The organism is Rhodospirillaceae bacterium, assembly GCA_016712715.1.
Classification (GTDB): Bacteria; Pseudomonadota; Alphaproteobacteria; order Dongiales; family Dongiaceae; genus Dongia.
The window spans coordinates 259,181-271,648 of sequence record JADJQM010000001.1 but is presented as its reverse complement, the minus strand read 5'-3'; the positions used below and the strand labels follow the sequence as shown (position 1 = coordinate 271,648).

At 61.9% G+C, this 12,468-nt stretch carries 9 protein-coding genes and 2 pseudogenes; all 11 read right to left on the bottom strand.

The genetic code is table 11. From position 1 onward, the window contains the following. Positions 1–7: 7 nt before the first annotated feature. Positions 8–2,428 (bottom strand): annotated as a pseudogene (locus IPK59_01370) (FAD-dependent oxidoreductase). A gap of 127 nt (positions 2,429–2,555) precedes the next feature. Next, positions 2,556–3,269 carry a DeoR/GlpR transcriptional regulator gene (locus tag IPK59_01365; protein MBK8157501.1) on the bottom strand — a complete coding sequence of 238 codons (714 nt, stop codon included), beginning with the start codon at positions 3,267–3,269 and terminating at the stop codon, positions 2,556–2,558. 47 nt (positions 3,270–3,316) lie between these two features. Then, the gene (locus IPK59_01360; GenBank protein MBK8157500.1) at positions 3,317–5,293 is read right to left on the bottom strand and encodes an ABC transporter permease subunit; all 1,977 of its coding nucleotides are present in this window, start codon (positions 5,291–5,293) and stop codon (positions 3,317–3,319) included. Then, on the bottom strand, positions 5,290–6,264 hold the full coding sequence (locus tag IPK59_01355) for an ATP-binding cassette domain-containing protein (protein MBK8157499.1): 975 nt from the start codon (positions 6,262–6,264) through the stop codon (positions 5,290–5,292). Before IPK59_01355 ends, IPK59_01360 begins: the two co-directional genes overlap by 4 nt. A 92-nt stretch (positions 6,265–6,356) precedes the next feature. After that, positions 6,357–7,324: pseudogene (locus tag IPK59_01350) on the bottom strand (ABC transporter substrate-binding protein). A gap of 229 nt (positions 7,325–7,553) precedes the next feature. Next, positions 7,554–7,895, bottom strand: coding sequence for a Grx4 family monothiol glutaredoxin (grxD, locus tag IPK59_01345; GenBank protein ID MBK8157498.1), 342 nt, complete (start codon positions 7,893–7,895; stop codon positions 7,554–7,556). A 187-nt stretch (positions 7,896–8,082) separates the two neighbouring features. After that, on the bottom strand, positions 8,083–8,319 hold the full coding sequence (locus IPK59_01340; GenBank protein MBK8157497.1) for a BolA family transcriptional regulator: 237 nt from the start codon (positions 8,317–8,319) through the stop codon (positions 8,083–8,085). 19 nt (positions 8,320–8,338) lie between these two features. Next, a complete protein-coding gene (gene purL, locus IPK59_01335) occupies positions 8,339–10,543 on the bottom strand; it encodes a phosphoribosylformylglycinamidine synthase subunit PurL (GenBank protein ID MBK8157496.1) in 2,205 nt (734 codons plus the stop codon). Further along, the gene (gene purQ / locus IPK59_01330; protein MBK8157495.1) at positions 10,540–11,229 is read right to left on the bottom strand and encodes a phosphoribosylformylglycinamidine synthase subunit PurQ; all 690 of its coding nucleotides are present in this window, start codon (positions 11,227–11,229) and stop codon (positions 10,540–10,542) included. The genes purL and purQ overlap by 4 nt, the downstream gene beginning before the upstream one ends. Positions 11,230–11,232: 3 nt before the next feature. Continuing rightward, complete coding sequence (gene purS, locus IPK59_01325) at positions 11,233–11,475, bottom strand: phosphoribosylformylglycinamidine synthase subunit PurS (GenBank protein MBK8157494.1); 243 nt, start codon at positions 11,473–11,475, stop codon at positions 11,233–11,235. An 83-nt stretch (positions 11,476–11,558) separates the two neighbouring features. Beyond that, on the bottom strand, positions 11,559–12,323 hold the full coding sequence (locus IPK59_01320; GenBank protein MBK8157493.1) for a phosphoribosylaminoimidazolesuccinocarboxamide synthase: 765 nt from the start codon (positions 12,321–12,323) through the stop codon (positions 11,559–11,561). Positions 12,324–12,468: the final 145 nt, after the last annotated feature.

Here is a 12,468-nt window from a genome sequence, read left to right as displayed (position 1 = left end):
CCCCCCATCAAGCCTTCAGGCGTTCATTTTTCGGATCGTACAGCGGTCCATCATGGCGCGTTGCCGGCGATTGCTCGGTGAAGGATTCCACCTCGAAACCCTGGGCAGCGCAGAGCGCCAGCGGCAGATAGGCATAGGCAACAGACCGCTGCGTCGTGTAGCTGAAATTCCCACTCGTGGTGACACCCACCACCTTACCCTCATGGATTACCGCTTCGCCGCCATAAAGCGGCAGCGGCTTTTCAAGCGTGAAGCTGCAGAGCTTCTGCCTGACGCCCTCGGCCTTCTGTTTCGCCAGCACGTCGCGGCCGATGAATTCGCCCTTCTTCAGATTGACGCGGAAACCGAGCCCCGCTTCATAGGGCGAATAATCCGGCGTGATATCGCTCGACCAATAGAGATAGCCCTTCTCCATGCGCAGGCTGTCGATGGCGCGGTAGCCCACATCGCGGATGCCGAACGCCTCGCCCGCTGCCCGCAACACCTCATAGACATGGGCTGCGTACTCGGTGGGAACATGAAGCTCCAAGCCCAACTCGCCCACGAAGCCGATGCGGATGGCAAGCACCGGTGCCGCCCCCACCGTGATCTGGCGGCAGGTTGAGAAGAAAGCCCGCGTTCGAGATATCCTCTTCCGCGACCTGCGCCAGCACGTCGCGCGATTTCGGTCCGCAGATATTGATGACGGCCCTGGCCGAGGTCACATCGACGATCTGCGCCGACCCGTCGCGCGGCAGATGGCTCTCGATCCATTGCCGGTCATGGAGCCCGAAGGCGCTGCCGGTCACGAAATAATAGCGATCTTGCGCCACGCGCGAGAAGGTTAGGTCGCATTCGATCCCGCCCTTCTCGTTGCAGAGCTGCGTATAAATGGTGCTGCCGACCGGCTTGTTCATGTCGGAGACCGCGAGCTTCTGCAGCGCCGCCATGGCGCCCGCCCCGATGATCTCGAACTTGGCAAAGGATGTCTGGTCGATGAGGGCCACACCCTCGCGCACAGTCCTATGTTCGGCGCCGACATGGGCGAACCAGTTGGTCTTCGCGCGGTCAAAGGCCGGTTCGTCGACCGGCTTGACGCCCGAGGGCGCAAACCAATTCGGCCGTTCCCAGCCACCGCGCGAGCCGAACACGGCGCCTCTGCCCTTCAGCGTCTCATAGAGCGGCGAGCGGCGGATGCCGCGCATCGTCTCATGCTCATCGCCCGGCCGGTGCAGCTTGTAATGATGGCCGTAAAGCTCGACCGCGCGCGGATACATGAAATGGCGCGTATTGTGGTGGAAGTTGAACCGCCGCACATCGAGCGGCCACAGATTGAGGCTGGGCGCCCCGTCGACGATCCATTCCGCCATCATGCTGCCGGCCCCGCCACCAGCGGCGATGCCATAGAGGAACCCCGCCGAGACAAAGAAATTGTCGAGCTCCGGCGATTTCCCCATGACGAAATCGGAATCGGCCGAATAGGGGATCGGCCCGTTGATCAGCTGCCGCACCCCGACCGTGTTGATGATCGGCGTCCGCTTGCCGCCCAGTTTCGCCAGCAACTCGAACCGCTCGAAATTGCCCGGCAGCAATTCCTGGGCGAAATGCTTGGGGATCCCACCCGGTGCAAACGGCAAGGTATCCGGCTCATAGCCGCCGATGACCAGCCCGCGCACTTCCGCCTTGTAATAGACCAGGTGATCCGGGTCCCGCATGGTCGGCATGCGCTTTGGCACATCCGGCAGCGGATCGGTGATGAGGTATTGATGCTCGACCGCAAAGCTCGGGACCCTTATGCCGGCCATCTCGCCGATCTCATGCCCCCACATCCCGGCGCAATTGACCACCAGGTCGCAGGTCCAGGCACCCTTGTCCGTCTGTACGCCGACCACGCGGCGGTTCTCGACCGTCATGCCGGTGACACGTTCGCCGACGATGATGCGCGCACCCTTGTCCTTGGCGCCCTTGGCCAGGGCCTGACAGACGCCCGCCGGATCGATATAGCCGTCCGACGGGATATAGACTGCCGAACGCACATCATCGAGGCTCATGATCGGAAACAGGTCCTGCGATTCGCCTTGGGCGATAGTTCATGCATCTCCAGGCCGAAGCTCTTCGCCATGGTGAGCGAGCGCTTGTTCTCCATCTCGCGCTCGGTCGAACAGGCAAGGCGCAGGCTGCCATACTTCTTCCAGTCGATGGCCATGCCCGTCTCGGCCTCGAGCTTGTCATAGAGCTCGACCGAGTGGCGCAGCATGCGCGTCACATTGCGCGACGAGCGCAGCTGACCAACTAGACCCGCCGCATGCCAGGTGGCGCCATGGGTGATCCCGCTCTTCTCCAGGATCACCACATCCTTTTTGCCCATGCGGGTGAGATGATACGCGATCGAACAGCCGATGATACCGGCACCAATGATCAGGATTTCCGCATGTTGCCGGCCGGTCATCGTCTTGCCTCAGCTCCGTCTTTCAATTCAGTGAAAATAGATGTCAGGCCGGCTCAGCGACCAGGATCTCGACATCATGACGCTCCAGCTCGTCACCGAGCTCGCCCGGAAGGATTCTGGTCGGTGATCAGCAAATCGACGTCGGCAAAGCCCACGGCCGCCACCAGGCAGCGCCGCCTGAACTTGCTGTGATCGGCCCGACGATCACCCGCTCGGCATGTCCCAGGACCGAGCGCGACACATCCGCTTCACAGAGATGATTGTCCATGACGCCGAGCTTGGCATCGAGGCCTGACGCACTGATGATCGCCGTCTTCACCATGAATTGCTGCAGGAAGGCGATCGCCGCCGGCCCGAATGCGGCACTGTCATCGGCCCGCAATTCGCCACCGGCAAGATAGACCCGGTTCCCCTCCCCCGTGCTCAGATGCTGCGCGATGGGTGCCGAATTCGTGACGACAGTGAGGTTGCGCCGGCCTTTCAGCGCCTGTGCCACATAGATGTTGGTCGAGCCGGTATCGAGGAAGACGGATTCCCCGTCGCTGATCTCATCGGCGATGACCAAAGCGATGATCTGCTTGGCCGCCATGTTGTCCAGCAGGCGTCGCTGCAAGGGCTGGTCGTCGCTGCGGTCGCGCCAGCGCACATTACCATGGCTCTTCTCGACCAGACCCTTGGCCGAGAGCAGCCGCAGATCGCGCCGGATCGTCTCCCCCGACACGTCCAGCGCTTCGGCCAATTGAGTCACCGCTAGCAGCTGATCGCGGCGCAGCACCTCAAGAATTCGCGCCTGCCGCGCATTCAACCTCAGGTCCGACATCACTTCCGGCGACTGAGCCATGATCTTCCTCACTTAACTCTGTTCAGGCGATGGCCGTTTGGGGGCCATCACTCATCAGGCAGCCCGAGGCGCCGCCGCACGCGCTTCGCACCGGCAACGATCAACCGATCCGCGACAATACCCAGGAAGGCAACACAGAATCCGGCCACGATACCGCGACCGGCATCGGCCTTGGCCAGGGAAATGTAGACCTCCTGACCCAGATCCCGCGTTCCCACCAGCGCTGTGATCACCAGCATGGCCAGCGCCATCAGCAAGGTCTGATTGATGCCCAACATGATTTCGGGCATGGCGAGCGGCAGTTTGACCCGCCAGAAGATCTGCCGCGGCGTGCAGCCGATGGCAACTGACGCCTCGATGAGATGCGGCGGTACCTGCCGCAGGCCGTGATTGGTATAGCGGATCGCAGCTGCGACGGCGAACAGCACGATGGCGATCATCGCCGTCACGTCGCCGATACGGAACAGCATTACGACCGGGATGATGAAGACGAGGCTTGGCATGGTCTGCAGCACATCGACCACCGGCGTCACCAGCCGGTTACCCCAATCGCGCGTCGACGCCCAGGCACCGATTGGAATGCCGATCAATGCGGATACGAAGGCCGAGATCGAGCAGAGATAGACCGTGATCATGGTCTTCTCCCACAACCCCGTCAGAACAGGAAACAGCATGAGAAGGGTGACGAGAAGCGACAGGCGCCAACCGGCCAGCTGATAGCCCAGCAGCCCGGCCGCCGCCACGACGACGACCCAGGGCAGATCGACCAGAAAGTTCTTGAAGGGGTTGAGCACGTTGATCAGCAAGGCGGCCCGGAACGCCTCGATCAGATCGAAGAAGTTGATATTGATCCATTTGATGATCTCGTCGAAGAACGTCTTCGTGGAGAAGGTGAGCGCCTCCGGCACATTGGCAAAGCCGGCAATGCCAACGCCCAGCGCCGTCGTAACCGCCAGCCAGACGGCTGCCATCACGATATAGGGATGCCGACGCGCCCAGCCGGCTCCCGGTTCCGGCGACCGGCGTCCATCGTCATGCGCGGCGGCGATGCTCATCCGGTCGAGGGCGATGGCGACGACGACGATAGCAAGGCCCGCCTCCATCGCCGGGCCGATATCCAGCCGTCGCAGGGACACCAGCACGTCAAAGCCCAGGCCGCCCGCGCCGATCATCGACGCTATAATGACGAAATTGAGCGTCATCATGATGACCTGGTTGACGCCGACCATCAGCAGTGGCTTCGCAGTCGGGATCATCACCCGCCACAGACGCTGCCGGCGCGTGCAGCCGAACATGTCGGCCATGCTGGTGATTTCTTCGGGCACCTGTTCGAGCGCTAGCTTGGTCGCCCGCACCATCGGTGGCGTCGCGAAAATCACGGTGGCGATCATCGCCGGCACCGGGCCGAAGCCGAACAGCAGTAGAATAGGCACCAGATAGGCAAAGGCCGGCATGGTCTGGGCGACATCCAGCGAGGGGCGAATGACCCATTCATCGAGCGACTTGAAACGGAAGCACAGAATGCCGAAGACCAGGCCGCAGACGATGCCGATCGGCACGCATAGTGCCACCGACGCCAGGGTCAGCATGGCGCTGTCCCATTTGCCGACGATGGCGATATAGAGAAAGCAGAAGAAGCTCAAGATACCGAGGCGCAGACCGCCCAGCGCATAGCCGGCGATCGACATGGCGCCGACGATGCCGACCCAGGAGAAGCGCGGAAAGACCACTTCCTGGCTGACATTCGTGAAGCCCTTGGCAAGCAGCGAAATGACCAGTTGGAACGGCACGTCGATCACGGCCGCCACGGCGCGGGTGAAGGGGCTGAGATTGTCGACGCACCATTTGGAGGCGACACTGATCCACGCCATCAGCGGCACGAACAGGCTGCGCGGATACTTGATCAGCGGCTTGGCAAGCTCCGGATGCGACCACAGCACGTAGGTGGCGACCACCAGCAGCAGCCACAGCAGCCAGTAATAGGACCGCGGCGCGCTACCCAGCCTGAGGGCGAGCGCCGTCATGCGCGCACGTCCTGCCCAATCAACGTGTCGATCACCGCCTGCGGCGCCAGGGACCCGATCACGGCACCCGCCTCATCCACCACGGCAAGCGGCTTGCCGGCATTGATGACCATGGGCGCCACATCGGCGATCTTGTCGCCGGCGCGGATGGCACCCGTCGCGGCGACACCGCCCGCCGGCCCCATGACGCTGCGCGCGGTCAGCACCTTGGCGCGCTGCACATTGCGCGTGAAGGCCGCCACGTAATCGGTGGAGCGGTCTGCGAGCTGGATCGCCTCGTCGAAATCATGGGTTACGAAGATCATCGTCTTCTTCAGCACCCGCTGCAGGCGGATGAGCTCGTCCTGCATTTCGCCGCGGATGAGCGGATCGAGCGCCGAGAATGGCTCATCGAGGAACCACAGCTCCGGCTTCACCGCCAATGACCGGGCGATGCCGACGCGCTGCTGCTGGCCGCCCGACAATTGCCGAGGATAGGCATTCTCGCGACTGCCGAGACCCACCAGTTCGATCACCTCGCGCGCGCGCTGTTCGCGTTCCGCCTTCGAGATCTTCTGAATGGCCAGCGGAAAGGCCACGTTGTCGAGCACGGTCAAATGCGGCAGCAGGGCGAAATGCTGGAACACCATACCCATCTTGTGGCGGCGGATATCGATCAGTTCCGCTTCGCTGGCCTTCAAAAGGTCCTTGCCCTCGAGCAGCACTTCGCCGGCGGTGGGCTCCACGAGACGCGACATGCAGCGCAGCAGGGTCGATTTGCCTGACCCCGACAGGCCCATCACGATGAAGATCTCGCCTTCGCCGATCTCGACCGTGACGTCGCGCACGCCGGCCATCAGCCCGGCCTTGGCCATCGCGTCCGGTGCCAGTGCTTCCGGCGACGGGTTTCCCGCCATGAAGGCTTCCGCCCCGCGCCCGAACACCTTCCACACGCCGCGACAGGCGAGTTTCACCTTGGCGACGTCATTCATTCTCTTGTCTCATGATCTTTTTTGGGAAGCGACCGCGCCGATGTTTGTCACACCGGCGCGGTGTCTTGCATGATCAAGCTGTTGCTTGGGCTTTACTGCGCCCAGGCGTCGACTTTGGCCTGGTTGGCGGCGATCCACGCAGCCGCCACTTCCTCGATCGGCTTGCCGTCGAGATCGACCTGGCCGGAGAGCGCATTGAGCTCGTCGGCGCTGATCGAGTAGTTGGTGGCGATCTTGTGGGCGAGCGGCCACTTGTCCTTCATGCCGGCCCAGCCATATTTCCAGATCTCGCCGAACGGCTTGCCGCAATCATAGGCCATGTCCGGATTGATCCCGACCGATGGATCCTCATAGCAGGCCTTCGAATATTCAGGAAACTCGACCCACTCGCCCTTGTATTTCGCGGGCGCCCAATGCGGACTGTAGATCCAGAGCATCACCGGCGCCTGCCGCTGATAGGCAGATTCCAACTCCGCGAACATGGCGGCGTCCGTGCCGGCATGGATCACTTCGAAGGGTAATCCCAGCGCTTCGACACGTTCATCGTCGAAACCTTCCCAGGTCACCGGACCACCGACATAGCGACCCTTCGGCGCCGTCTCCGGCGTCGAGAAAGCCTCGGCGCAGGCCGGTTCCTTGAGCGCTTCCCAATTAGGCAGGCCCGGGCACTTCTCCTTCATATAGAGCGGATACCACCATTCTTCCTTGGCCTTGGGACCAAGGGCGCCGAGCTTTCAGTTTTGCCGCTGGCATCTGCCGCCGCCATCGCTTCGCCGGCGGTCGTATCCCAGAACTCCATGCCGATGGTGAGATCGCCGGTCTGCAAGCCGGTCTGGAGACTGGACAGATAGTCCGAGGTCACCAGTTCCACATTGTAGCCTTTGGCCTTCAACATCTGCGACAGGATGGTCGCGTTGAGGTTCACACTGGTCCAATCGAACATCGCGATCTTGATCGGATCTGTACTCTCTTGTGCCAAAGCCGGTGTTGTCGACACGCCCAAACCGAGGCCGAGGACAATGGCCGCACCGAACGCCTGACGGCGGAACGTCTCCTTCATCTCACCTCTCCCTGTTGCCGATGGAGCCCCTTATGGTCCGGGGCTTTTTTATTGAGACACAAATCTATCCACAGCGATTCGGAAGTCGCAAGTCAATTGTGCGGAATTCGTGGAAACGATGTTGATTTGACCAACCGGGAAGGACGGCGCGGCGACCATGAAGGGTGGCCATGAAAAAGCCCGCCGACTTGCGCCGGCGGGCTTTCTCGAACCTCTCGGATGGAGGAGATCAGGCAGCCTGGCTGGTGCTGACGCCCTTGTCCTTCAGGAGCTGCTGGAGCTCACCCGATTCATACATTTCGCGGATGATGTCGCAGCCGCCGACAAACTCGCCCTTCACATAGAGCTGGGGGATGGTCGGCCAGCTGGCGAATTCCTTGATACCCTGACGCAGGCTGGGGTCTTGCAGGATGTCGATGCCTTTGAACTTGACGCCCACATGGCTCAGCACCTGCACGACGGCGGCGGAGAAGCCGCATTGCGGGAATACCGGGGTGCCCTTCATGTAGAGCACGACGTCATTGCTGCCGATATCGTCGCGAATCCGGTCGAAAACGGGGTTGTCACTCATGGGCTGGAGTTCCTTTCTGCCTTTGCTCGCGATATGGCGGCAATCAGTTGGAAAGTCAATTGTCGAGGCTGATTACAAGCTCAGCCGACACCGGGGCATTTTGCCGCCACCGCAGGAAAGGCGCCAGTGGGAATACGCCCAATCCCAGCCAAATTGCCCGGAAAGTGATCGCATGTCCGGTGGCCGATCAGGCCGTCGGCGCCGAGGTCTGCAAAGCCAGGGCGTGCAACTCGTCGCCCATCCGACCCTTCAGCGCGGCATATACGATCTGGTGCTGCTGCACGCGCGACTTGCCGATGAAGGCCGAGGAAACGACCTGTGCCGCATAATGATCGCCATCGCCGCGCAGATCCTCGATCGTGACGGCGGCATCCGGCAGGGCTTCCTTGATCAGCCGGGCGATCTCGCTTGCTTCCATGGCCATGGTGGCAACTCCCGTAAAACTACGCCGCACCCATGAGGGTCGGCAAAAAGGCTTCATGCGATTGCCGCAGATCGGCAATCGGCATCTTGCGACCGTCGAGTACCACGGCGTCGCCACCGGTGTCGCCCAACCGCGAGATCGGCACACCCGCCGCCTTCGCCTTGGCTTCGATCGCCGCCGCGTTCGCTGGCGACACCGCGATCACATAGCGCGCCTGGTCTTCGCCGAACCAGTAGCCGTGGGCAGGCACATCCGATGGCGGCGTCGTCAGTGTCACACCGACATTGCCGGCCATCGCCATTTCCGTAAGTGCCACCAGCAGCCCACCATCCGAGACGTCATGGCAGGTCACGATCTCGCCCGCGACGATCAGCCCGCGCACGAAATCTCCATGGCGACGTTCGGCGGCAAGATCGACCGGCGGCGGCGCGCCCTCTTCCTTGCCCTGCGTCTCACGGAGGAAGATCGACTGGCCGAGCCAGCCCTTGCTTTCGCCGAGCACCAGCACAGCATCGCCGGCCTGCTTGAAGGCAACGGTCGCCATGCGGTCGACATTCTTCATGACACCCACGCCACCGATGGTGGGGGTGGGCAGAATGCCCTTGCCGTTGGTCTCGTTGTAGAGCGAGACGTTGCCGGAGATGACCGGATAGTCGAGCGCACGGCAGGCATCCGCCATGCCTTCGATCGAGAGCGCGAACTGCCCCATGATCTCCGGCCGCTGCGGATTGCCGAAATTCATGTTGTCGGTGATGGCGAGCGGTGTCGCCCCCACCGCCGTGATGTTGCGCCAGCTTTCCGCCACCGCCTGCGCCCCGCCCTGCTTCGGATCGGCAAAGACATAACGCGGCGTGCAATCGGAGCTCATGGCCAGCGCCTTGCCCGGCACACCCGGCACGCGCACGACAGCTGCATCGCCACCCGGGCGCTGCGCCGTCTGGCCCATGACCAGGTGATCATATTGTTCCCAGACCCAGCGGCGGCTGGAGAGATCGGGCGAACCCACCATCTTCTTTAGCGTTGCCAGCAGATCGTTGGGCGCCGGCACGTCCTTCGCATTGATCACCGGCTGGGCCGGCGTCGGAATCCAGGGCCGCTCATAGACCGGCGCCTTGTCGACGAGCGGCGCCACCGGCATATCGGCTGCAACTTCGCCATCCTTCTTCAACACCAGATGGCCGGTATTGGTGAGCACGCCGATCTCGGCGAAATCCAACTCCCATTTCGTGAAGATGGCCCGCGCCTTCTCCATCGCCGCCGGCTTCAAGACCATGAGCATGCGCTCCTGGCTTTCCGACAGCATGATTTCATAGGCCGTCATCCTGGTCTCGCGCACCGGCACCTTGTCTAGATCAAGCTCGATGCCGAGCCCGCCCTTCGACGACATTTCGACCGACGAAGAGGTAAGGCCGGCCGCACCCATGTCCTGGATGGCGACGATCGCATCGGTCGCCATCAGCTCAAGGCAGGCTTCCAGCAGCAGCTTTTCGGTGAACGGATCGCCGACCTGCACGGTCGGGCGCTTCTCTTCCGAATCCTCGGTGAACTCAGCGGACGCCATGGTGGCGCCGTGAATGCCGTCACGCCCGGTCTTGGCGCCAACATAGATCACTGGATTGCCGATACCGGCCGCCGCCGAATAGAAGATCTTGTCGGTGTCGGCAAGACCCACCGTCATCGCATTGACGAGGATATTGCCGTTATAGCTGGCGTGGAAATTGACCTCGCCGCCCACCGTTGGCACACCCATGCAATTGCCATAGCCGCCGATGCCGGCGACGACACCGCTGACCAGATGGCGCGTCTTCGGATCATTGGGCTCGCCGAAGCGGAGCGCATTGAGATTGGCGATCGGCCGCGCACCCATGGTGAACACGTCGCGCATGATGCCGCCCACACCAGTCGCCGCCCCCTGATAGGGTTCGATGAAGCTCGGATGGTTGTGGCTTTCCATCTTGAAGATCGCCGCCTGCCCGTCGCCGATGTCGATGACGCCGGCATTCTCGCCCGGCCCCTGGATGACCCAGGGGGCCTTGGTCGGCAGCTTCTTCAGATGCACGCGGGATGATTTATAGGAGCAATGCTCCGACCACATGACCGAGAAGATGCCAAGCTCGGTCATGCTGGGCTCGCGGCCCATGATCTCCAGCACGAGTTTGTATTCATCGGCACTCAGGCCATGTTCGGCCACGATTTCCGGGGTGATCTTGCTCTGCACGCTCACGACACGGCCTCCACCAGGCTGTGGAACAAGGCCTTGCCGTCGGTCGAGCCGTGCAGCGGTTCAATGGCGTTCTCAGGATGTGGCATCAGCCCCAGCACATTGCGCTTCTTGTTGAGAATGCCGGCGATGTGCCGGGTCGATCCGTTGGGATTGTAATTGCTGTCGAGACGACCCTCGGGCCCGCAATAGCGGAACGCGATCCGGTCTTCGGCTTCCAGCTCATCCAGTGTGCGCGCGTCGGCGAAATAATTGCCGTCGTGATGCGCGACTGGAATGGAGAGGACCTGGCCTTTTTTGTAGCCGGAGGTGAAGCGCGAATTCGATGTCTCGACCCGGAGGCCCACATTGCGGCAGACGAATTTGAGATTGGCGTTCCTGAGCAGCACGCCCGGCAGCAGGCCGGCTTCCGTGATGATCTGGAAACCATTGCAGACACCGATGACGGCCATGCCAGCTTCCGCCCGCGCCTTCACTTCGCGCAGAACCGGCGAGTTGGCGGCGATGGCGCCGCAGCGCAGATAGTCACCATAGGAGAAGCCGCCCGGGACCAGCACGAGGTCGACCTTGGGCAGTGTCGTGTCACGATGCCAGACCATGACCGGCTCGCTGCCCATCGCCTGGGTCAGCGCCGCCTTGGCATCGTTTTCGCGATTGGAACCGGGGAATACGACGATCGCCGCCTTCATGGCTCAATCCACCAGATCGATGCTGTAATTCTCGATGACGGTATTGGCCAGCAGCTTGCCGCACATCTGGTCGACCGCCGCCTTGGCCTTCGCCTTGTCGCTCTCCTTGAGATCGACTTCGATGTACTTGCCCTGGCGGACATCATCGACATTGTTGAAGCCCAGCGCATGCAGCGCGCTGGCGATGGCGCGGCCCTGGGGATCAAGAACGCCGGATTTGAGGGTGACGTGGATGCGAGCCTTCATAACGGTCCCTTTATCGCAAAAAGGTCAAACAATCGAAACGAGAGGGGCGCCAAACAGGCGCCCCAATTATCCGGGCCAAGGCCCTATTGCATCGTACTCGGGCCCTTCATGTCGCGCGGGCCCCCTTCCGGCAGAATCCCCAGACGCCGCGCCACTTCCTGATAGGCCTCTTCCACATTGCCGAGATCGCGGCGGAAACGGTCCTTATCCAACTTCTCGCCGGTCTTCACGTCCCACAGGCGGCAATTGTCGGGGCTGATCTCGTCAGCCAGCACAATGCGCATTTCTTCATTTTCATAGAGCCGGCCGAACTCCAGTTTGAAGTCGACCAGGCGCAAACCGACACCCAGCAGCAGGCCGGTCAGGAAATCGTTGATGCGCAACGACAGTGCCAGCATCTCGTCGAGGTCCTGCGGCATGGCCCAGTTGAAGGCGGTGATATGCTCTTCCGAGACCATCGGGTCGCCGAGTTCATCCGACTTATAGTAATATTCGATGATCGAGCGCGGCAGCTGAGTCCCCTCGGCAATGCCGAGGCGCTTGGCCAGCGAACCGGCGGCCACATTGCGGATCACGACCTCAAGGGGGATGATCTCGACCTCCCGCACCAGCTGCTCGCGCATGTTGAGGCGGCGCACAAAATGGGTCGGGATGCCGATCTCGCCCAGCTTCACCATCAGATATTCGGAAATGCGGTTGTTGAGGACGCCCTTGCCGGTGATGGTGCCCTTCTTCTGGTTGTTGAAGGCGGTCGCATCATCCTTGAAATACTGCACCAGAGTACCTGGTTCCGGCCCCTCGAACAGGACCTTGGCCTTGCCTTCATAAATGCGGCGACGGCGCGACATTTGGGGGTTCTCCAATGCTACTCGACGCAGACGGTCGACTCATGTCCGCCGCGCTATCGAGATTCGGCCTTCTTCTAGCAGCATGGGGCCGGCAATACAATGATGGCCGGCCCTCGCCGCGACGCTGCCGGTTCATCAAATTACT